Source organism: Cytobacillus solani (genome assembly GCF_006704205.1).
Classification (GTDB): domain Bacteria; phylum Bacillota; class Bacilli; order Bacillales; family Cytobacillaceae; genus Cytobacillus; species Cytobacillus solani.
On record NZ_CP041305.1, the window covers coordinates 5130236 to 5153071 of the forward strand.

A 22836-nucleotide genomic window follows, 5' to 3' on the forward strand; every position below is an offset into this window, starting at 1 on the left:
TATGAAAGCTGGGATGTTTAAGCCACTTAAAATTCGTTCATTTCGTTCATTGTTCGGGGCACAAGTATTTTCAGATCTAGGAAACTGGCTTGATTTCGTTGCCATACAGGTAATCGTTGCTTACAACTGGGGACTTGATGCATCTGCGATTGCTTCAGTAATCATAGTAATCGGACTTCCATGGGTGATCGTTGGTCCTTTTGCCAGTGTCTTTGTTGATCGTATGCCAAAGAAGCCGATTATGATTGTCTGCTTGCTATTAAGAATTCTTTTTGTAGGCGGTCTCTTTTTCTCTCCAAATCTTTACATTCTCTTAGTATTTGTATTCTTAAAAGGAACGGTCGCAGCTCTTTATGATCCAGCAAGGCAAAGCAGCATTCGAATGACGGTGCCAGATGACGAGCTTCCTGAAGCGGTTACTCTTAGTCAATTATCCGTTAATACAATGAAAATTATTGGCCCGGCACTTGGCGGAGGGATAATCGCATTATTCGGCGTGAAAAGCCCTTTCATATTTGAAGCAATCGGCTTTTTTATTGCCATCCTCTTCTTATTAACTATGCCGAAACTAGATGAAACCACAGAGCAATTACCAAATGTAGAAACAAATAAGGGAAGCTACTGGAGAGATTTGACTGAAGGAATTAGACATATTGCGCAAACACGTTTGCTGAAAGTATCTATTATTCTTTCTTCTGCTGCATTTTTCATCATCTTTCTTTATGATGGTCTATTTGTTTTTATCGCAAAAGACTTAGGATTTTCGGAAGGAACTTTCGGTTTGCTCATTAGCGGAGTTGGACTTGGAAGTGTCGTTGGATCTGTACTATTAGGATACTGGACCAATTGGAAGGAAAAGCCCATCCATCTAATGTCTGGCACCTCTGTCTTTAGCGGGACCTTAATTATTGCTATTGGCTTCGGAAGCATGGGTATATTAGATTTGCCATTATTCATGTGGGTAGGTGGCGCATTTTTACTAGGACTGCTTGGTTCTGGGGAAGCCGTTCCTTATGGCTATGTACTACAATCGGAAACTCCAAAACAAATGATGGGAAGAGTTTCTGCTGCAGCCATGTCTATTCAAACTTTCTCGATGCTAATTGCACCAGCAGTAGGAGCATTACTTGCAAAATTGGCAAGTGTAGCAGCTGTAATGATCGGTGCAGGTATTTCCACTTGTTTGTTAGGAAGTTTTGTACTCCTATTCTTACTAAAAAAAATAAGGAGTACTTCAATTGAAAAACCTTCTGTATCTGTAAAGAAAATATCTGGTTAAACTTACTTTTACTATTTTCTTTACTAGGTAAATAGGGGTATAATATGTTATACCCCTGTAATTTTCGGAAAGGAGCTTTTCATATTGAAAGCCGATAACAATGAACACCCCCATCTGCGCCCAACGGTAGAAAACCTCTCTCAAGCAATCTTCACCGTTAACCGCCATGCAAAAACGGCACCTAATCCAAAATTTTTGTACAAACTTAAGCAAGAGGCATTATTGAAGTTAATTAGAGAAGGAAAAGCCAAAAAGATTGGCCTTCATTTTTCTAGTAACCCAAAATATAGCCAGCAGCAATCAGATGTCCTTGTTGAATGTGGGAATTATTCATTTCATTTACCCCCTACAAAAATGGACTTTGAGCAATTGCCGCATTTAGGAAAGTTAAATGAATATGTAAGAAATCCGAGGTCTTCCCTATCACTAACCCAAGGGAAAAAATTATTGATGACCTACACTGGTCTAAAAGAAAATAGTGATTTCCATAAAAATAATAAACGTCCATATGAAAAACCTGTTTTCAAAAAGCTAGGTGAGAGCTACTTTTAATTAATTGATTGAACAATATAAAAAACGCTAGGAAGCTTTAACAACTTCCTAGCGTTTATATATTTAAAGTGCGATTTGATCAATTAATAATACAAGCTCCGCAATTTCTGGTTTGCTGACTTGTGCGTCAGCTCCAACCATTTGCCCTTTATGACGAAGATCATCTGTAATTAAGGAAGAAAAAATAATGACAGGGACCTTAGATAATGAAGAATTATCCTTGATTCGTTTTGTTAGATGGTGACCATCCATTTGTGGCATCTCAATATCTGTAATAATTAACTGTACTTCATCAGTAATATTCTTCCCGGATTGTACTAAATTTTCTAAATAATGCAGTGCATCCTGTCCATTCTCAAAAAACTCAATGTATTGAAAACCAGCTTCTCTTAATGTATCGTGTAATAATTTTCTCAGCAATGGAGAATCCTCTGCGACAATAAGTCGTTTATTCGATCTTTCACGCTTTCCAAGCTTTTGTACTTGCTGAACATTAATACCTGTTTCCGGATTAATTTCCACAACAATCTTTTCGAAGTCAAGCAGAAGGATCATTTCACCGTTTAGCTTAATGACACCGATAATTTGACTATCTGGGCCTTGGTACATTTCCGACGGCTTTTCGATTTGCCCCCATGAAATACGATGGATTTGGGTTACACTGTGTACATGAAAAACTATTTTCTGCTTATTGAACTCAGCAACAATAAATTTATCCTGCTCAGGACTTTCTGATGAAGGGAACCCTAACGCATTTGCCACATTGACTACTGGAAGTACCTCCCCACGCAGTTCAATAATTCCCTCAACATTTTTGTGTGCATGAGGCACTTGAATGATAGAAACAGGATTTATAATTTCTTTTACCTTTATTACATTTATACCAAACTTATTTTTCCCAATTCCAAACTCTACTATTTCTAATTCATTTGTACCGCTTTCTAATAAAATTCCTTTTTTAGGATCCACTTCTATTTCGCCCTTCCTATGTATGTAATGGTCAGTTATACCTACTACTATATCACGAAAAATTATTTTTGATAAAAAATTTTTATATGATTAAGATTGTTTTCTTTCACTTTTACTAGAAAAATGAAAATGCTGCACTGTAATAATCAGCGCAGCATTTCCAAATGGATTAATTTAACAAATGAATTATCCTTTTATTACGATCGTACTTGCAATTAAATCGTGAAGAGACTGTTTCTTTTCTGTGAAAGCAGCAATAATAAATCCGATACAAAAGATCCCAGATAAAAAGGAAAGGGCTAGATATCGACCTAAGGATCTCCAGAAAGATATTCGATTTCCATGCAGGTCTGTTACTTTTAAACCAAGAAGCTTTTTTCCGATTGTCGCCTGCCACTTAGATGCATGTAATCCAGCAAAATATGCAATAGCTACAATCCAACAAAGCAAGATCGTAACGACAGTTGCGCCAAGATAAGACCCTAAAAATAATAATGCCTGTTCATCCGATATGTCTTGATTGTAATATGCTGGATCTGCATACAATTCCAATGCACCTGTTGGAAGAATAAATAGCATATAAATAATGACTGAAATAATTCCAAGAGGAATCCCAACAATGATTGCATCAATTAAATAAGCTGCAAACCGAATCCAGAACCCACCGTACTCCTTTCTTTCTTCATATGGCTGTTTTTCTAAGATTGTTTCCACTGCATAACCTCCAAAAACAAATATAAAATAAGCTGATAAAGAATGGAAAAGGACTGAACCATATTAACTATCTTTATAGCTCCCTTTATTATACTCAACATTTCTAATTTATTAACACTACTATTATACCATTTTATTGGAAGTGTTAAGTTTTACTATATATACTTTTTCCTATATTCACAATGAGAAATCAAATAATAAAAATGGTGAGCCATTCGCTCACCATTTTTATTGTCCTTCATATTTGCCATTATTTTTTGAAGCTTTTTCTTTCTTTGCTTTCTCTTTATGCATTTTATTTGCTGCTGCACTTCCGAATTCATGTGAGAATTCTGTATCCAGTACAGCTGAGTCAAAGCCTTTTTTATTTTTTTGCTTAGGATCATCTTTTTTTGACTTTTTTGCCATCATAAATCCCCCTTTTGTAATAATCATTTATATTATTGTTGAATAGGGGGATGATTATTCCTTATCGATCCCAATATTTATACAATGCTTGTGTTCCGCTATTTTCCTCCCCTATTTCAGCAAGCTCTGAGTACATTTTTTTCGCCAGAGCGAGTCCAGGAGTTTCCAAGCCCATTGCATCAGCTTCTTGCAGGGCGATATTCATATCTTTAATAAAATGTTTAATATAAAAACCTGGGTCAAAATTCCCGTTTATCATTCTCGGTGCTAAATTCGATAAAGACCAGCTCCCAGCAGCACCTGTTGAAATACTCTTAAGAACGGTGTCAGGATTCAGGCCTGCTTTTTCCGCATATACAACAGCTTCACAAACACCGATCATATTAGAAGCAATCGCAATTTGGTTACACATTTTTGTATGCTGTCCGGAACCTGCCTTGCCTTGATAAACAATATTTGTACCTAAGTGTTTAAATACTGGCTCCATTGCAAGAAAGACCTCTTTATCTCCGCCGACCATAATAGAGAGCTTTCCTTCTTTTGCACCAATATCCCCGCCCGAAACTGGTGCATCTAATGCGAATATTCCTTTCTTTTTCGCTTCAGTATATATTTTACTCGCAAGTGTAGGAGTGGAGGTCGTCATATCAATTACATAAGTATTTTCCTTTCCATTAGGGATAATGCCATTTTCCCCTAAATACACTTCTTCCACATCAGCAGGATATCCAACAATTGTAATAATAATATTCGCCTTTTCAGCTACCTCTTTTGGAGATGCTGCCCACGTAGCCCCTTTAGCAAGCAATTCCTCTGCCTTGTCTTTCGTCCGGGAATAAACAACTAATGGAAATCCCGCATTTAGCAGGTGACCTGCCATACTCTTTCCCATTACCCCAGTGCCAACGAAACCAATAATTGTATTTTCAATTTGTAGTATAAAGATTCCCCTTTTCAAACGGTAAACTGATTTTCTTTGTAAATATCTGAACTTTCTCTTTAATTCTAGCATTGTTTCACATTTAAATCGAATGACTGTTGCATCAAAAAAAGACTAGGCAAGCAGCCTAGTCCTTCTCCATATTTCATGCGCTTTTTTAGTATTTCCTTATGTATTGAATTAAACACTACAACTGTGAAGAAAAATTTGTTAAAAAAGCCTTTGCGAAAACTTCCTCATCATTATATACCTCCACTGACACCGCATCTTTACTGATTATCATCTCTTCAATTTCATAAACATGCAAATCCTTTATTAAAGGAATAGGGGTCATAAAGATAAAATTATTTTTATTATCGACTTCGATGTACTCACCCTTTAAGTTAGCACTTGCACCATACACGATTTCGCTCATGCCTAATGCTGATGCAAGTCGGTCATTATGAATCGAAACCTTTACTTTGTAAACTTCTTTGCCATTTAAAATTTTTTCATTAATCTTAAACCGAAATTGCAGTTCATTATTTTTAGTCAAAAAAGCTTCTGCATGACTATTTACAATCGAATCCTGACTGCTAATTGAACAGCCCGTAATCGCAAGCGAAAATGAGATGAAGATCAATTGAAGATAGCGAACCGCTTTTCTGCTCATGTATTCTCCTCCTTTTTCCTACCTTTTCCTTTTCAGATGATAGATAAACCTGAAAATCACAAAAAAATAAACTGACTTTTATGAGTCAGTTTAAAAAGGGGGAAATTGTTAGAGCAGCTTACATGTTCAATATAAGTGCTTATTTAATCAATACCCGGTTTTTTAAATCATTAAACCTAAAAATAAACTAATTATTAAATTTTTTTCACAGCACGTAAAACCTCATCAGCTGTTTTCATTTTTAAAGCATCTGCAGCAAGCTTTTCCATCTCTTTTTTATTTAGATTCCGAATTTGCGAACGTGCCTTTAATATGGAAGTAGCGCTCATTGAAAACTCATCTAGTCCGAGTCCTAATAACAACGGGATAGCCATTTCATCACCAGCCATCTCCCCACACATACCAGCCCATTTTCCTTCCTGATGAGCAGCATCAATAACCATTTTAATTAAACGCAATATTGACGGATTGTATGGCTGATATAAATAGGAGACCCTTTCATTCATCCGATCAGCAGCCATTGTATATTGAATTAAATCATTCGTTCCAATGCTAAAGAAGTCAACTTCCTTTGCAAATTGGTCGGCTAATACAGCAGTTGAGGGAATTTCAACCATAATGCCAACCTCAATATGATCACTGACCTTCTCCCCTTCACTTACTAACTTCTGCTTCTCTTCTTCTAAAATGGATTTTCCTTCACGAAATTCTTCAAGGGTTGCAATCATCGGAAACATAATTTTTAAATTGCCATATGAACTTGCTCGTAGCAATGCTCGCAATTGGGTACGGAACATGTCCTGCTGCTCCAAGCATAAACGAATAGCACGAAAACCTAAGAAAGGATTCAGTTCTTCAGGAAGGTTTAAGTAAGGCAGTTTTTTGTCTCCGCCAATATCAAGTGTTCGAACAACTACAGGTTTTCCGGACATCCCTTCTAATACTGACTTATACGACTCAAACTGTTCTTCTTCCGTCGGCAGCTGACTTCTCCCCATATATAAAAATTCAGTTCGATAAAGTCCGATACCCTCCCCGCCATTATTAATTACACCTTCAAGATCATTAGGCGTTCCAATATTGGCGGCAAGTTCAACAAAGGATTGATCAGCCGTGAACGATTTTTCATGAATAAGTTTCGCCCACTCTGTTTTCTGAATCTCATGATTTCTTAATTCTTTCTCATATTCAACAACTGCCTCAGGTGTCGGATTAATATGAACAAGCCCTTTTAATCCATCTACTATAAGTAAGTCCCCATTTTGAATGACTTTTGTAGATTCCTTCGTACCTACTACAGCAGGGATTTCTAAAGAACGTGCCATAATAGCTGAGTGAGATGTTCTTCCTCCTATATCGGTAGCAAATCCTTTGACAAATTGTCTATTTAACTGAGCTGTATCAGATGGCGTTAGATCTTCAGCAATGATGATAACCTCCTCTGCGATCAAACTTGGATTAACTATTTGAACACCAAGTAAATGAGAAAGCACCCTCTTTGTTACATCACGAATATCTGCCGCCCGTTCCTTCATGTATTCATTTTCCATTTGTTCAAACATCATCACAAACATATCTGCCGTTTCTTTTAACGCATACTCAGCATTTACTTGCTCATTTTTTATTTTATCTTCAATTGGATGTATAAGCTCTGGGTCACTCAATACGAGTAAATGTGCGTCAAAAATTGCAGCTTTATCTGCACCTAGTTTTTTAAGTGCATTATCACGGATAACTTCCAGTTCACTTTTAGAAGCTGATAGAGCTGATTGAAAGCGTGCAATTTCCTCTGTAGAATCTTTAATGTTTTTTTTCTCAAAAGACAGATCCGGTTCGACTAATCGATAGGCTTTTGCAATGGCAATTCCACTTGAAGCAGCTATTCCATTTAAGAAGCTCATTATTCTGCCAATCCTTCTTTTTTCAATGTTTCTTCTATGCCGGCAATCGCCTCCTGCTCATCACTGCCATCAGCAGAAATCTTGATTTCTCCACCTTGACCGATACCGAGAGACATAACACCCATTATTGATTTTAAATTAACAGTTTTCCCTTTATATTCTAAATGTATATCAGCATTAAACTTACTTGCTGTCTGTACTAATAATGTTGCTGGACGAGCATGAATACCAGTATCTGCTGTTACAGTAAATTGTTTTTCAACCATTTTCGATCAAACTCCTTTTCTTCTTTATGGATACGTGTATGTACACATATATCCATACTTCACGTATTATTTTTTCCAATGATTGTTATTTCATGTATAAAAAATCTCACACGTAATACACTTCCTATGTTTATATAGGTTTCTTAGAGGTTTTTCTAATTTCTTTTAACTCGCGTTTCTTCTCTTCGATTCTCTTGAGAAAGTGTGTTTCTTCCTGCTTTGTATAATGAAAACCACCATACCTCACTTTTTCATAAACAGAAATGATGTCACTCGTATCAAGCATTCCGACTCGATTCATCCATTCCGATAGTGATTCATATGATTGCCTTCCTAAATTCAGCTTTTTAGCAAAACGTTCAAGAGCAAATATTTCTTTACGAATCGAATCTGTCGGCGGGATTCTCTTCCTATTTTGAAAAATACCTGTCCTGTCTTTCATAAAAGAACTCTCAGTAAAAAAACCAGCAACTGGACCCATGTCACCCTCGTTTATTTTCTTCCTATTCCTTTTATAAATATAGAAAAAGAAGAATAGAAGGATAGCAATAAAAAGAATGGTTGCAATAACTGTAGGATCTAGAAAAGCATTCTGCCCTAGTTCATCCAGCTCAATAGGTGTTTCTTCTGATGCTTCTTGTTCTTCGCTGTCTATCAGCTCGGCAATCTTTTTCGACCAGTCCTGTGATTCCGCCCAGTTAAAAAAAGGCTTTGCAATGAACGTAATGATATAAACTCCTAGATTTAGCACTGAAAAAAATAGTGCTTTAAATACATTTCTCCCAACGGTAATAAGTAATCCGGCTGTCCCTATAAATAAGATAATCGATAAGAAGGGGAGAAAAAATTGCTTTTTGTTTTTAATTTTCGTATCTACATCAAGCCAGCGCCTTAGAAATCCACCGATGATAATAAATAATACTTGAGTGATCATCAAACCACCAATGGCTGCTATGTTTGCAGGAGAAGACGCTCCCCCCATAAAAAGGATAAATACCCCAAGGAGAATTGAAAATAATAACCATTTTCCCTGATTTTGTTTATCTTGTTCATTCACATGGGATATTGTCCGCCAAAACACTAAGAAACTAATGAGAAGGCTAAAAAAGATGGGAACCCCCAGGGAATGCCACACGATTAACATAGCAGGTAACAAAAGAACAAAAAATAGCAGCTTTCCCCTCTCTTTAAACATTTCCAGCAAAAAGAGAAAAACAAGGCAACTGGTGATCATGATAATAAAATAGAAAAGAAGCGACACTTTATTTCCATCTAAAGCATTTAACGCAAAAAAGACAAGTGCACCAAAAATAATTTCGATAATAAGTAAGTACATTACATTCCAAATGCTCTTTATCATCTCGCCACCCCCTCATACACTAGGGATTGCTTTAACTTAAGCACCGCATCCTTGTCATTCGGATAAAGCTCTAACAGGGTTGCTCCTCTTTTTTGGATTAAGCTGAATAATTCCTCCGAACGGGGTGAACTTTCCCCCCCGTGAATATGATAAGGCTGGGGGGCCAAGTGATGATAATAAAAAGACAGCATTTTTTCATAAGGATAAATAGATGGTTGTTGATCAACTATTGCCAGCGCCTCAAGAACTTTTTGCAGCTGCTCTTTGCCTGAGCCAGCAGGAATATAGTAAAAAGGGATTGTCCCTGCGAATCGCATATTAATACAAAGAGAATACGGGATATTTTGCTTCGTAAAAAAATAAGCCAATTCTGCCACACTGCTTAATAATTGTTCGAGCTTATTCGTAATCGCGTGTTTATCTGCTAAGTTAAGCGACAAATGCCAGCCCACCTCTGCAACACTATCAAAAACTTTTGTCTGCAATGTTTGCATTTTCGCACTTGCCTTCCAATTGATTCTTTTGAAGCTATCAGAATATACATACTCTCTCGTACCAGCAGGTGATAAGTAATCCTCATATAAAGAATGTGAAACAAATGATTCCCCAGGACGAGCGGAAAGGAATGAACGCATATTTATGACCGGGATTGGCAATGGATAAATGAGAGCCTCTTGCATGACTAAGCTCTTATATTCCAAAACCGTTTCTCCAAGACCGAAAAAATGCGGGATATGCCATTCGATTCTTCTAATCTTCGCAACTCCTCTTTTTCTCGTTGTAAAAGGAATCTTAAGCGTACTAATCTGATTATAATTCAGTGAAAAAGGGATATTTAACTCAAATTGTCCGGACCTCTTCTGCCCAAATCCATCTATTGGTTCGACATTATCATCAAAATAAATACGTACATTCCCTTTCATAATTGGATATCCTTTATTTGCAAACGTTAACACCCACTCCCCTTTTTCTTCCGGGAAAAATTTATTTCTCTGTAACGTATTTTCAAAATAAAGATGTTTACCTATATGTTTTAAATAAAATGAATTAGCAAAGATGAAAATCAATATCATTACCGCGGTTAAGAAAACAAGCCAGGATTGAAAATAGAAACTAGCAAAAAATAAAATTGTGGCCAATACCCCTGTAATCGATAAAGAATTATCTTCTACTGAATATTTTTCCCATTCCATATTAAGCTCCTGCTTCAACTGGAACTGGGACTGATTCAATCACTTCTTCAAGAACTTTTTCAGGCGTTTTTGTCAGTGACCCTTCAGTCGTTAAGAAAATCCTATGGCTTAAAACATATGGAATCATCTCTTTAATGTCATTGGGTATCACATATGTCCTTCCTTCTAAAAATGCTTTTCCCTGAGCTGCCTTCATTAAGGCTAATGCTCCTCTCGGACTGACACCTAATTCAATCGAAGGATGTTCTCTCGTCTTTCTTACAATCTGAAGTAAATAGGATTCAACCTCATCATTTACGCTAATTTCTTTTACTTGGTTTCTCATTTTTTCAATGTCGACACTTGTTACTATTGCCGACACCTCTTTAGCTTGATTCCCCCTCCTAGAGATTTGGAGCATTTCCCGCTCTTCCTCAAAGGTTGGATATCTCATCGATAGCTTCATAAAGAAACGGTCCAATTGGGCGACCGGCAGTGGAAATGTCCCTTGCTGTGATTCAACGGGGTTTTGTGTTGCTATAACCATAAATGGATCAGAAACAGGGATCGTATGTCCATCAATAGTCACTTGCTTTTCCTCCATCACCTCAAGCAAACTCGATTGTGTTCTTGGAGTAGCCCGGTTGATTTCATCCGCAAGGACAACATTAGCAATAATCGGACCGGGTTTAAATTCAAATTCCTGTTTCTTTGGATTAAAAAATTGGATTCCAGTTACATCACTTGGCAATACATCTGGTGTAAATTGAATTCTTGAAAATGCCCCATTCATTGTGTTCGCAAATGTTTTAGCCAGCATTGTTTTTCCGGTTCCAGGTACACTTTCCATTAAAATATGACCGTTAAATAATAATGAAATAACAAAAAGTTCAACCTCTTTTTCTTTTCCTATCATTACCTTTCTAATTTCCGCTTGAAGATTTTCTAAGTCTTTCATAGTCCCTCCTAGTAGGATTATTTTTCCACTAACATTAATATATAGTATTTTCTCCTTTTTTGAAAATTAAAAATACAATTATTTACGATAGGAAAAAAAAGGAGAACACCTAGATAAAAATCCTAGGTGCTCTCTCCTTTTTATACTTTCCAATTCTTCATATATTTCAAACAAACGCCAATATACCTAATCTAGTTAATGTTGCACCAATTGCAGTAACAACAGCCAATGCTTCATTTCCTATAATGATCATGACGGCTAAAGATAGCATCATAATCTGCTGGCAGTGTCTTTTCCATTAGAACAACTTATTAACTCCGCGGTGTTTCCATATATCTATAGAGGACAGCTCCACCCCTTTTAGCGATTCCCCTGAAATTTTTAAAATCTGCCCGTTTAACAAGCACATTTCGAACAGGAAGAAAATCCTCCTTAGAAACATAGTATTCCGTCAGCTCACCGTTCTTTAATTTATCCAATACTTCTTGTATGTGTTCTTCTTTCATTTCTATACACCTTTACATATATATTTACACTTCATTTTATCGCAATTTCATTAACGTGTAACCCCTCTTTCTTGAAATTAATATCTTCCGTATGAGCAAAATTTTGTCAGGATTTTGAAAAATAATACAAAAAAACACATTATTCTTTACGAATGAATAAAATTAGTGCAAACTGTTAGTAATCATTTTATTGAACTAATGATGAAAAGGAGAGAGGCATTTGAAGAGAGCAGAGGTTGGCAACATCATTGAATTTCGTGAAGGTTTACAAGGGATTGTCGAGAAGGTAAACGAAAATTCTGTTATTGTCGATTTATCCTATATGGATAATTACCGCGATCTTGAACTGGAACAACGAACGGTCGTTAATCATAAAAACTATAAAGTAATTAAAGAGGCTTCTTTGTAAAATGGTTTGAAAACGCATACAAAATTCTAATAAAAAGCAGCATTACGCTGCTTTTTATTTTTTATAGCAAGCTTTGCAATCTACTCCTTATCACGAGAAAGCTCTTTTAAAGATTTTACCTTCCCATGAGGGTTTTGTTCTTGCTTTCTTACTGTCCAAGCACGTTCTTTTTCACGTTTATTTCTCGTCACGTTCTCACCCCTTTCAATTCATTAATAGGATGAACATTTTTTGACCATTTTAATGTTGGAAATTTCACGAATGACCTTTTCCCTTCCATTTCAAGTTTTCTTTTTGTTAAAATAGGAATGTTAACACAGAAAAATAGAGGTTCTAACTTGCACAGGAGGAGTATTAGAAAGGGGTTTGTACGGTTGAAGAAACTTACAACCGATTTTCGACTTATAATCGGGTTACTATTAGCACATGTATTAATGTATTTTACTTTTCAAGACAAAGCTGTATTTTGGTATATTTTCACAGCGTCACTTTTGTTTTTAATAAGTTATTCCATTTTAAATGAAGAAGTAGAGGATCAATTGTCATTTTTTTCCTATATTTTATATGGAGCCCTATCAGGAATTCTTCTATACGGTATATTTTGGGTTGGGAACAGCTTATTTGAGCTGCTGAATCTCCCTTTTACAAAAGAAATTTCTAAATTATATGGACGATATTCACCTACTTTGCTTTGGCATTACATTGTTCTCATATTAATTGCTGTACCCGGAGAGGAAATTTTTTGGCGAGGTTTTGTCCAAAAAAGACTTTTGAAATTTACATCGATTCCTGCTGGTATTTTCCTGTCATCCATACTTTATGCGTCTGTTCATTTATACTCCACACACTGGATACTCGCATTCGCAGCTTTCATTGCAGGGATTTATTGGGGCTTTCTATATTCATGGAAGAAGAGCATGCCGCTCGTTATTGTTTCCCACTTACTATTTGATTTACTATTATTTCTCATTTTTCCGTTCTATTAGTACTTATTTATGAAAATAGGTTGTTGAATAAATGCAGGAATGTTAATGTATGAATCATAGGGGGACAAGCATTGTAACTCTTTTGTTACATTTTAAGTCTACTCTTTTGAAAGATTGAATTGTCACAACGGGAGGTAAACAAGATGAAAATAATTGCAAAATGGTTTCTTTTAACAGGTATACTTGGGGTCATTCTTACTGGATGCGGGACAAGTGAGGACAATAACAACGGATCAAATGGAGCTACCTCAACCGAAGACGTTGAACAGGTTGAGCAAAATGAAAATCAAGCAACAAATAATAATGAATCAGACGAAAACCAAAATGCTGAATCAGGCTTAGATGAAAATAATGAAGATGTAAGTTCCAGAAGCTCCGAACAAAAGCTTCAATACCAGGAGAATGGTGAAAAGAAAGAAGAAACTGCTATTCTAAAGGAAAGCGATAATCAGAATTATTCATTATATGTGCTTCCTGGATATGAACTAACTGCAGAGGAGCCTAATAAAGATAGCCTATATTTATCTGAAGATGGGCAAGTATTTATGAGAATAGAAATGCTCCCAACTGATATGCAATGGGACACAATTGTTGAAAACACAAAAGCACAGCTTGCTGCAGTCAACGAAGAAGTAGAAACCATTGAAGTGCCAAGTGAAGATTTCTTTAAGGATTCGATCGCAATGGAAACTTCAACGGATGAGGATATCGTTACAGCATATATGATTAAAAACGTAGAGAAGCCTTTTAAATTTACGATTTTCACGAAAAAAGATTCAGATTACAAAGATGCTTTCCTGCAAATGGGTAAAACAATTGCCGCAGGTAAAGCTGAATAAAGAAATGTGCAAGCACCTCGATCACACCTACGTCGGGGGTAGGCTGCTCACGCTAGACACTTTAGGATAAAGACCCGAACTATTTCGGGTCTTTATTTTCTTCAAAAGGCTTCATCCATAATAAAACAATAAAAATAATGCTTATATAACCGAAAAGAGGATACAAGTAAGATAGTAATGTCCCATAATTAATAAAACTGATGAAATAGCAAATGACAAATATAATCATAACTGTGACAATACTCGGAATTGATATATACTTTCTCACCTGCCGTTCAACCCCAAACACATTCCCAATAACCGATGTAAATATTTCCCCATATATAATTAATACATAAATCCAGAAAAATGAAGAAGCAGCCGTCCTCATTATGACTCCCATCGGAATATCGTAGCTTTCAAGATTCGGGAGCATCACTAATGTCATATGAGTTGAAATAAGAATGATCGTTAAAGCTCCCCCTCCAAGAATTCCTCCCCACTTAATGGTCCGATCATCCTTTATTTCTGCTGCTACCGGCACTAAAACAGCTTGGGCTAATGTTAAATTAAGGGCAGCATATGAAAAAGGAGCAACAACTGCTTTCCAGCCATCTTCAGCAAAGGGGATAAATAATAGCTGTTCCATAAAGTTAGGAAGCTTCATTGAGAGAATCATAAGAAAAAAACTAAACGCTATCATCATTGGAACAACAAACGTATTGACTGCAAACAAGCCTTTAATCCCAACGACCATAACAATAATGGATAATCCAATCGTTAAAAATATTCCTAGACTCTTCGTAAGTCCCAATTGCTCCTCAAATACCGCACCTGCTCCGGCTAGCATCACAGCACATACACCTAACAGCATCAACAGCATGAGTACATTTATGATTGAACCAAAGAACCTTCCAAATAAATATTCATATAATTCCTGATAGGATGTTGCCTGAATACGAGCTGCTATTCTCATTCCCTTCGAACCGAGAAAAATAAATATATAACCACTCATTAAAATTGATATGAAACCGATAAATCCAAACCGAGAAAAAAATTCAACAATTTCCCGACCAGTTGCAAACCCGGCACCGACTACCGTCCCTACATAGACGGCAGCAATTTGACAGGCTGCACCCCAGTTTGTTTTCACTAAAATCTCCTCCTTCCCAACCAATATATGAACATAAGATCAAACTAAGACGAGCTTTTTCATTTTGAAATCATTTCCAAAACAAAATACTTGAAAGTCAAAAAAGGTCAAAGTATAATGAGTTCATAAAGTCAAATATAGTCAAAGTCAAATATTATAGGAGGGTTTTCAAATGCTTTGTCAAAAATGTCAGCAAAACGAAGCCAATATTAAATTTAGAGTAAACATGAACGGAATAGAGAATAATCTACTTCTTTGCCAAAGCTGCTATCAAGAAGAAAAAACTAAGATTGGCACCTCCTTTGGTTCTAATTTGAGCGGCTTTTCAAACTTCAATCAAATGCCATTTGAACATTTCTTTCAACAAATGATGCCTTCTCAAGGTTCAATAGAAAATCAGCGTTCAACGGAAAATAAAAAGAACAATAAGCGCTCTGGAGGTTTTATTGATCAATTTGGACGGAACTTAACTCAGCTAGCAGGTTCAGGCTTAATTGATCCTGTCATCGGGCGGAACGAGGAAGTCAGCCGTGTAATTGAAATATTAAATAGAAGAAATAAAAATAATCCTGTATTAATCGGAGAACCTGGTGTTGGGAAAACAGCAATTGCTGAAGGACTTGCTCTGCTTATTTCAGAAGGAAAAGTACCGAAAAAACTATTGAACAAGGAAGTCTATTTGCTTGATGTGGCTTCTCTAGTTGCAAATACAGGTATTCGCGGTCAATTTGAAGAAAGAATGAAACAATTAATTAGTGAATTACAAGAAAGAAAGAATATTATTCTCTTTATTGATGAAATTCATTTACTAGTAGGCGCGGGCTCTGCCGAAGGATCAATGGATGCCGGAAATATTCTTAAACCTGCCTTAGCAAGAGGAGAACTTCAAGTTGTTGGGGCAACTACCTTAAAAGAATACCGCCAAATTGAGAAAGATCCTGCGCTTGAGCGCCGATTCCAGCCAGTCTATGTACAGGAGCCAACTGAAAAGGAAGCCATAAACATTCTTAAAGGTCTTCAATCAAAATACGAAGATTATCATGAAGTAGCCTTTACAGATGAGGCCATTCGTGCCTGTGTCCAATTGTCCAGCCGCTATATTCAGGATCGGTTCCTTCCTGATAAGGCGATTGATCTAATGGATGAAGCAGGCTCTAAGCTTAATCTAATTTCTGACACTACACCATCCGAACAAATTGAAGAACGATTAAATGAAATTAGTAAGCAAAAAGAGATTGTTTTAAAAGAAGAAAAATACGAGGAAGCAGCTAAACTTCGTGAAGAAGAAATAAAGCTTGAGAAAGCCTTAAACAAAAAGGATCATTCCTCACGTCCAGTTGTTGAAGTCAAACATATTCAGGAAATCATTGAAAAGAAAACTGGAATTCCTGTTGGCAAGCTAATGGATGATGAGCAAGCGAAAATGCAAAATCTTGAGGCAAATCTGTCACAAAAGGTAATTGGACAACAAGAAGCGGTTCAAAAAGTAACAAAGGCAATCCGCAGAAGCCGTGCCGGGTTAAAAGCAAAAAATCGTCCGATTGGATCCTTCCTATTTGTTGGTCCAACAGGTGTCGGGAAAACTGAGCTGACAAAAACACTTGCAGAAGAACTATTTGGTTCAAAAGACACTATGATTCGCCTCGATATGAGTGAGTATATGGAAAAGCATAGTGTTTCAAAAATAATTGGTTCACCGCCAGGATATGTTGGACATGAAGAAGCTGGCCAATTGACAGAAAAGGTTCGCCGTAATCCTTATAGCATTATTCTTCTAGATGAAATTGAAAAGGCGCATCCAGATGTTCAGCATATGTTCCTGCAAATTCTTGAGGATGGAAGATTAACTGATAGCCAAGGCCGAACAGTCAGCTTTAAAGATACTGTCATTATCATGACAAGCAATGCAGGTGTTCAGCACAAGGAAATTCATGTCGGATTTGCGATGAACAGCGAAGTAATGAAAGAAGCTAGTATTTTAGACTCCTTAGGAAATTTCTTTAAACCAGAGTTCTTAAACCGATTTGACAGCATTATCGAGTTTAAATCGCTTGAAAAGGAACATTTACTGGAGATTGTCGAGCTGATGCTAAAAGAACTTCAAGGAACATTGGACGAACAAAACATCCAGCTTTTGGTTACAGAAGATGTGAAGGAAACGCTAGCTGAGCTTGGATATCACCCTGCCTTTGGGGCTCGCCCATTAAGAAGAGTGATTCAAGATCAATTAGAGGATAAATTAGCTGATTTTATTATCGATCATCATGGTGAACAACCGCTTCATGCCGTTCTTCAGGATGGGGAAATAAAGATTCAGTTACTTCCATAAGCATATTAAATAAGGAAAAGGTCTGGGAACACTCCCAGACCTTTTTTTATAATTCTTTATCATTCACCGAGTTTAACCAGCTTTCAATAACCCCAACAACCGACTCTACACAGCCCTCATCAAATGGAGAAATTAAGTTTGCTTCTTTTACAAGGCCTGTAAATGCTTTGCTGCCTCCTAAACTGCAAAGGTGGACATAATCTTTCCACGCCTCTTCCTGATTATCTCTTGAACGCTTCCAAAATTGGAAGGCACAAATTTGGGCCAGCGTATAATCAATATAATAGAATGGTGAATTATAAATATGTGCTTGGCGCTGCCAGAAACCGCCATTTTCCAAATATTCATTGCCATCATAATCTTTATGCGGCATATATTTCTTCTCAATTTCACGCCAAGCAGACTTTCTTTCAGATGGTGTAGCCGTATGATTTTCATACACCCAATGCTGGAATTCATCAACCGCTACCCCATATGGAAGAAATAGTAATGCACTGCTTAAATGGGAAAATTTATACTTCTCTGTGTCCTCTTTAAAGAACTTTTCCATCCAAGGCCATGTAAAGAATTCCATACTCATTGAATGAATTTCACATGCCTCATACGTTGGCCAATTGTATTCCGGGATTTCAAAATGGCGGCTGGAATATACCTGGAAGGCATGCCCTGCCTCGTGAGTAAGAACATCGATGTCTCCAGAAGTCCCATTAAAGTTCGAGAAAATAAATGGTGCTTTGTAATTTTCAATAAATGTACAATAGCCCCCGCCAGCCTTGCCCTTTTTCGCAACAAGGTCCATTAATTCCTCTTCTCTCATATAGGAGAAAAATTCTCCAGTTTCTTTAGAAAGCTCATCGTACATGGTTTGTCCATTTTCAACAATCCACTCGGGGCTTCCTTTTGGTACAGCATTCCCTGTCTTAAAGTTAAAGGCTTCATCATAATATTTCAGCTTATCTAAACCGATACGCTCTCTTTGACGTTCTTTTAGCGCTGTCGCCATTGGCACAATAAATTCTTTCACTTGATCGCGGAATTTCGCCACCATGGAAGCATCATAATCTGTGCGCATCATACGCAAATAGGCAAGCTCAACGAAATTATCATACCCTAGTTTTTGAGCAATTTCCGTACGGACTTTTACTAGCTCATCATAGATTCGGTCAAGCTCATTCTCATTTTCGGCTAAAAATCCGAAGCGTGCCTCATTTGCTCGCTTTCTTACATCACGGTCAGTAGATTCTGCAAATGGTTCCATTTGGGCAAGCGTACGTTCTTCCCCTTCAAAATCAATTTTTGCTGAGGCAATTAATTTTGTATAATCAGATGAAAGTTTATTTTCCTTTTGCAGTAAAGGCACAATTTCTGGTGAGAAAGCCTTCAATTGTGCTTCAGCCAAAGCAAATAATTGACTTCCCCACTTCTCCTCTAACTCCGAGCGAAAAGCAGATTTAACTAGTTCTTCAGCATATCTTGTTACAAACCCTTCAATAACAGGCTGAATTTCATCCATATAATCCTGTTCTGCTTTATAAAACTCATCATTGGTATCAATTGAATGGCGAATATAACAGAGGTTGAACATCGTACCTACGTCATTTCGAATATCATTGATTTCTTTCATTACTTGATTTTGCGCATCTGCTGAAGACGCTTCACTAAACTTCTTAATCGCTGCTTCAAATTGTCTGCTGATCTCATCCATATTAGGACGAGTATATGTATAATTAGTAAAACTCATTCGATTGCCCCCTTATTACTCTAATTAAAAACCTACTTAAAGCATTTCGACAGCCGCAAATAATTTCCTGCAATAGGCTGCAAAATTATAAAAATTAAAAACACAGCCATTCGATGACCGTGTTTTACTCTGGTTATTATTCAAAGTTTGACTGTGATAATCCCAGCTTTTTCAGAATCGTAATCACTGATTCCTTTTCATCCTCCGAAAGTTCAGACATAAGCATATTAATTTGCTTAGCATGATCCGGAAATACATCCTCAATAAAGGACTTGCCCTTCTCCGTAATTTGAGCATACGTAACCCGTCTATCTTTTGGACAGGCCACTCTTTTTAACAGTCCCTTTTGTTCAAGCTTATCAACTACATACGTAATACTTCCGCTTGCTAACAAAATTTTACCGCCAATTTGCTGCAGCGGCTGATCTCCCTTATGGTAAAGAAGCTCCATAACCGCAAATTCAGTTGGATTAAGTCCATATGTTTGAATAAGCTTGTTCACATTTTCATTTACTGCACGATAGGCCCGTGACAGTACAATAAATAACTTTAATGATTGGTTGACTTGTTCAGAACTCATCTTTATCCAAATCCTTTTTTTTATAATGATGAATTAAATTATCTTGAATTCTAAATAAATTATAAAAAAACAAAGCGCACATGTCAATTTATAATGCTTTTTTTGAAAAGTTATTGTTTTTTTCAATATATTGATAAAATAAAACGAAAAATTCTTATTAATGATATACTATACTGGTATTAAAATTACAATATGGGGTTATTAAATGAAAAGACATAATTATAATTTCTTTTTATACATTATCATTGTTATTATTCCAACACTTATCAGTCTTTTATATTATTTTAATGAAGCAATTGGTCTAGATAATCAAGAGAGGAAAGAGCAAGCACGTTGGGTTGCATCCATTCATCAAAAAAGCTGGGATCAATTTATTGCTGAAACCGTAACTTCATTGGATATACTCGCGATAACTGCAGAAACTGTAGCAAAAACACCAGAAAAACTCGAGCCGCTTCTGCTCAAAACCCATTGGAAGGACCCACGATATGGCGGGATCTATTTACTTAATCCGAATGGAACAGTTATTACTGGCTCTAACTCCTTTTTACAGGATACAAATTTATCTAATAATGAATACATAAAGGAAATTAACCGCACAAAGGATCTTATTATTTCTGATCATCAGGAAACGCTGACAAACGGTCAGAAAGTCATTGGAATTGGGAAGCCTGTTTTAGACAGAAGTGGTCAAGTAGTTTCCATTCTTATCGCACATTTGCGAGTAGATTATGTTCAAAATATTATGAGAGTACTAACTCCTGACACTAAGCTTTCTGTCACCAATCCAAATGGGGCTATGATCATGGATATTAATATGGATGGTAGCGGTGAACTATCCAAAGATCGCTCAATTTCAATCCCAATAGATCGGGTCGCTTGGAATATTAAAGTCGAAGTACCGGAAAGAAACTTGAATGAACTAATAAAAAATGCAATTATGGTCATTATACAAATCATTTTTGGATTTCATATTCTATTTCTTTTCATTAAGTATTTAATGCTTAAAAGGCAAGCAGCAAAAGAGAAAAAGGAAAATGAGCTTCAAAAGCTTGAACTTGTTGGAACCTTAGCGGCAAGTACAGCACATGAAATTCGAAATCCGCTAACAGGGATTAAAGGGCTTGTTCAACTTTTAAGTGAAAAATATACAAATGAGCAAGATCAATACTACTTCTCAGTTATTAATGATGAAATTAACCGAATTAATGAGATTGTAAGCGAATTCCTTATTTTAGGGAAGCCTACCGCTCAAAAAACAGAAATCATGGATTTGCGAAAAATCATCATTGATATAGAACCATTAATCATTTCTGAAGCAAATTTAAACAATATTAAATATCAGTCAATGATTCCAGATATGCCGCTTCATATTGATTGCACGAAAGATCAATTAAAGCAAGTTTTGCTTAACTTAACAAAAAATGCTTTTGAATCAATGCATGCTGGAGGCTTGTTAACAATTAAGCTGATCGAGCTTCCGAACAAGTGCCATATTAAAATAACCGACACTGGAATAGGGATACCTGATGAAGCTCTCGGAAAAATATTCCAGCCATTCTACACTTCCAAGGAGTTTGGAACAGGACTTGGTCTTGTCGTATGCAAAAGGATCATCCAGTCATTTGGCGGAGAAATTCACCTGACAAGTAAAGTGAATATAGGAACACAAGTTGATATTTTTTTACCCCTCAAAAAATAGGAATAATCATAGAAGAAGAGCCAATTCTTTTGGCTCTTCTTCTTATTTAACGATCGACTTTTATTTTATATTTATTATTTAATATTCAAAATAATATTGAAAAAGATAGTTATCCTGTATTATATATATTTAGAGACCCAAAATTTATTTAAATCTTGTTTAAAGGAGTCCTGAATAATGAGCAACACTGCAGCCATTGCCCGTACAATGGCACAAAATCGTGAAACATCCTACAAAATATTATTTATCATTGGTGTTTGTCATCTTTTAAATGATTCCATTCAAGCAATTATTCCTGCTATGTTTCCAATATTGGAAAAATCTATGGGACTTTCATTTACGCAGCTTGGATTGATCGCTTTTGCGTTAAATATGGTTTCTTCAATACTACAGCCAGTGATAGGGATGGTGACAGATAAGAAACCAATGCCCTTTGCATTACCAATTGGTTTAACATTTACATTATGCGGAGTACTTGGCCTTGCACTTGCACCAGGTTTTGAATGGATTGTCATCTCCGTTCTTTTTATTGGTCTTGGTTCTGCTATTTTCCACCCTGAGGGTTCTAGAGTTGCCTATTTAGCAGCTGGTTCACGCCGCGGACTGGCTCAATCCATATACCAAGTAGGCGGAAATAGCGGGCAAGCAATGGCTCCACTGATTACTGCATTAATTCTCGTCCCTTTAGGGCAAATTGGTGCAGCCTGGTTTACTGCTGTTGCTGCTGTCGCTGTAGGTCTGCTCCTATATATTGCTTTCTGGTATGCAAAAACTTTAGAAACACCAAATGTATTGCAAAAAAAAGCAAACAAAAAAGAACGTGCAAATCAAAAAGGGCTTTCAAAGGCAGTATGGTTTTCATTAGTATTAATCCTCTTCTTAATCTTTGCACGTTCTTGGTATATATCTGGAATGACAAACTATTATGCCTTTTATACGATTGAGACATATTCCTTCTCAATCAAACAATCTCAAATTTTTCTTTTCACATTTTTAGTTGCAGGTGCACTTGGAACATTCTTCGGTGGTCCATTGGCAGACCGGTTTGGTAAAAAGCTAATCATATTCCTGTCTATGATCATTTCTGCACCATTAACGATTCTTATCCCATTTGTTCCGCCATATGCTGCTTTTTTTCTACTCTTACTTACAGGCTTTATTTTAATGTCGAGCTTCTCTGTCACGGTAGTATACGCCCAGGAGCTAGTCCCAGGAAAAATCGGCACGATGGCAGGCTTAACTGTAGGGCTCGCGTTCGGCATGGGAGCAATAGGCTCAATAATCATTGGTTATTTAGCAGATATGATTGGTATTTCAAACACAATGATTTTAACTGGTTTCTTGCCATTATTAGGCCTACTTACATTACTTCTTCCGTCAGATCAGAAGGTAAATGAGTGGAATTCTCAATAATAATGAGGGGATCCAAAAGGGTCTCCTC

At 36.6% G+C, this 22836-nt stretch carries 23 protein-coding genes; 8 read left to right on the forward strand and 15 right to left on the reverse strand.

Annotation, left to right across the window (positions count from 1 at the left end; genetic code table 11):
* Nucleotide 1 precedes the first annotated feature (1 nt).
* Together FI644_RS25775 and FI644_RS25780 are read left to right on the forward strand one after the other, a co-directional pair.
* Nucleotides 2–1279: an MFS transporter gene (locus FI644_RS25775; protein WP_053475416.1), complete on the forward strand. Its 1278-nt coding sequence runs from the start codon at nucleotides 2–4 to the stop codon at nucleotides 1277–1279.
* Nucleotides 1280–1363: 84 nt separating this feature from the next.
* Complete coding sequence (locus FI644_RS25780) at nucleotides 1364–1831, forward strand: YkyB family protein (protein ID WP_053475415.1); 468 nt, start codon at nucleotides 1364–1366, stop codon at nucleotides 1829–1831.
* 63 nt (nucleotides 1832–1894) lie between these two features.
* Here the strand turns inward: FI644_RS25780 and FI644_RS25785 are convergent, their stop codons facing one another.
* The 11 genes from FI644_RS25785 to ykzS form a co-directional block, all read right to left on the reverse strand.
* Nucleotides 1895–2800, reverse strand: a complete 906-nt coding sequence (locus FI644_RS25785) for a chemotaxis protein (RefSeq protein WP_053475414.1) — start codon at nucleotides 2798–2800, stop codon at nucleotides 1895–1897.
* Nucleotides 2801–2986: 186 nt separating this feature from the next.
* Entirely contained in the window at nucleotides 2987–3514 is a 528-nt protein-coding gene (locus FI644_RS25790) for an RDD family protein (protein ID WP_053475413.1), read from the reverse strand.
* A gap of 228 nt (nucleotides 3515–3742) precedes the next feature.
* Entirely contained in the window at nucleotides 3743–3922 is a 180-nt protein-coding gene (locus FI644_RS25795) for a hypothetical protein (RefSeq protein WP_053475412.1), read from the reverse strand.
* Between the two features lie 61 nt (nucleotides 3923–3983).
* The gene (locus FI644_RS25800) at nucleotides 3984–4934 is read right to left on the reverse strand and encodes an NAD(P)-dependent oxidoreductase (RefSeq protein ID WP_142108961.1); all 951 of its coding nucleotides are present in this window, start codon (nucleotides 4932–4934) and stop codon (nucleotides 3984–3986) included.
* A gap of 115 nt (nucleotides 4935–5049) precedes the next feature.
* Nucleotides 5050–5514, reverse strand: a complete 465-nt coding sequence (locus FI644_RS25805) for a hypothetical protein (RefSeq protein WP_053475410.1) — start codon at nucleotides 5512–5514, stop codon at nucleotides 5050–5052.
* Between the two features lie 194 nt (nucleotides 5515–5708).
* Nucleotides 5709–7415 carry a phosphoenolpyruvate--protein phosphotransferase gene (gene ptsP / locus FI644_RS25810; RefSeq protein ID WP_142108962.1) on the reverse strand — a complete coding sequence of 569 codons (1707 nt, stop codon included), beginning with the start codon at nucleotides 7413–7415 and terminating at the stop codon, nucleotides 5709–5711.
* Nucleotides 7415–7681 (reverse strand): phosphocarrier protein HPr, encoded by a 267-nt coding sequence (locus tag FI644_RS25815; protein WP_053475408.1) that lies wholly within the window; start codon nucleotides 7679–7681, stop codon nucleotides 7415–7417. Before FI644_RS25815 ends, ptsP begins: the two co-directional genes overlap by 1 nt.
* A gap of 130 nt (nucleotides 7682–7811) precedes the next feature.
* Nucleotides 7812–9041 carry a hypothetical protein gene (locus tag FI644_RS26580; RefSeq protein ID WP_053475407.1) on the reverse strand — a complete coding sequence of 410 codons (1230 nt, stop codon included), beginning with the start codon at nucleotides 9039–9041 and terminating at the stop codon, nucleotides 7812–7814.
* A complete protein-coding gene (locus tag FI644_RS25825; RefSeq protein ID WP_053475406.1) occupies nucleotides 9038–10234 on the reverse strand; it encodes a DUF58 domain-containing protein in 1197 nt (398 codons plus the stop codon). Before FI644_RS25825 ends, FI644_RS26580 begins: the two co-directional genes overlap by 4 nt.
* 1 nt (nucleotide 10235) lies before the next feature.
* Nucleotides 10236–11171 carry an AAA family ATPase gene (locus FI644_RS25830; RefSeq protein ID WP_056683958.1) on the reverse strand — a complete coding sequence of 312 codons (936 nt, stop codon included), beginning with the start codon at nucleotides 11169–11171 and terminating at the stop codon, nucleotides 10236–10238.
* A 311-nt stretch (nucleotides 11172–11482) separates the two neighbouring features.
* Entirely contained in the window at nucleotides 11483–11677 is a 195-nt protein-coding gene (gene ykzS / locus FI644_RS25835; RefSeq protein ID WP_053475404.1) for a protein YkzS, read from the reverse strand.
* 220 nt (nucleotides 11678–11897) lie between these two features.
* Here ykzS and FI644_RS25840 point away from each other — a divergent pair, with 220 nt between their 5' ends.
* Entirely contained in the window at nucleotides 11898–12086 is a 189-nt protein-coding gene (locus FI644_RS25840) for a YkvS family protein (protein ID WP_053475403.1), read from the forward strand.
* 80 nt (nucleotides 12087–12166) lie between these two features.
* On the opposite strand, the gene FI644_RS27055 is transcribed toward FI644_RS25840, so the two are convergent.
* On the reverse strand, nucleotides 12167–12277 hold the full coding sequence (locus FI644_RS27055) for a DUF6254 family protein (RefSeq protein ID WP_231690046.1): 111 nt from the start codon (nucleotides 12275–12277) through the stop codon (nucleotides 12167–12169).
* A 183-nt stretch (nucleotides 12278–12460) separates the two neighbouring features.
* Between FI644_RS27055 and FI644_RS25845 the strand changes: the two genes are divergently transcribed.
* Nucleotides 12461–13072 (forward strand): CPBP family intramembrane glutamic endopeptidase, encoded by a 612-nt coding sequence (locus tag FI644_RS25845; RefSeq protein WP_053475402.1) that lies wholly within the window; start codon nucleotides 12461–12463, stop codon nucleotides 13070–13072.
* A gap of 143 nt (nucleotides 13073–13215) precedes the next feature.
* Nucleotides 13216–13911, forward strand: a complete 696-nt coding sequence (locus tag FI644_RS25850) for a DUF8580 domain-containing lipoprotein (protein ID WP_053475401.1) — start codon at nucleotides 13216–13218, stop codon at nucleotides 13909–13911.
* Between the two features lie 79 nt (nucleotides 13912–13990).
* Here the strand turns inward: FI644_RS25850 and FI644_RS25855 are convergent, their stop codons facing one another.
* Nucleotides 13991–15043: a YkvI family membrane protein gene (locus FI644_RS25855; protein ID WP_142108963.1), complete on the reverse strand. Its 1053-nt coding sequence runs from the start codon at nucleotides 15041–15043 to the stop codon at nucleotides 13991–13993.
* 172 nt (nucleotides 15044–15215) lie between these two features.
* Here FI644_RS25855 and FI644_RS25860 point away from each other — a divergent pair, with 172 nt between their 5' ends.
* Nucleotides 15216–17372 carry an ATP-dependent Clp protease ATP-binding subunit gene (locus tag FI644_RS25860; protein ID WP_056683952.1) on the forward strand — a complete coding sequence of 719 codons (2157 nt, stop codon included), beginning with the start codon at nucleotides 15216–15218 and terminating at the stop codon, nucleotides 17370–17372.
* A 46-nt stretch (nucleotides 17373–17418) separates the two neighbouring features.
* Here FI644_RS25860 and FI644_RS25865 read toward each other — a convergent pair whose 3' ends face one another.
* Together FI644_RS25865 and FI644_RS25870 are read right to left on the reverse strand one after the other, a co-directional pair.
* A complete protein-coding gene (locus tag FI644_RS25865; RefSeq protein WP_053475398.1) occupies nucleotides 17419–19113 on the reverse strand; it encodes a M3 family oligoendopeptidase in 1695 nt (564 codons plus the stop codon).
* 136 nt (nucleotides 19114–19249) lie between these two features.
* Nucleotides 19250–19693 (reverse strand): MarR family winged helix-turn-helix transcriptional regulator, encoded by a 444-nt coding sequence (locus FI644_RS25870; protein WP_053475397.1) that lies wholly within the window; start codon nucleotides 19691–19693, stop codon nucleotides 19250–19252.
* Between the two features lie 205 nt (nucleotides 19694–19898).
* Between FI644_RS25870 and FI644_RS25875 the strand changes: the two genes are divergently transcribed.
* Both FI644_RS25875 and FI644_RS25880 read left to right on the forward strand, forming a co-directional pair.
* Nucleotides 19899–21395 (forward strand): ATP-binding protein, encoded by a 1497-nt coding sequence (locus FI644_RS25875; RefSeq protein ID WP_053475396.1) that lies wholly within the window; start codon nucleotides 19899–19901, stop codon nucleotides 21393–21395.
* Nucleotides 21396–21572: 177 nt separating this feature from the next.
* A complete protein-coding gene (locus FI644_RS25880) occupies nucleotides 21573–22808 on the forward strand; it encodes an MFS transporter (protein ID WP_053475395.1) in 1236 nt (411 codons plus the stop codon).
* Nucleotides 22809–22836: the final 28 nt, after the last annotated feature.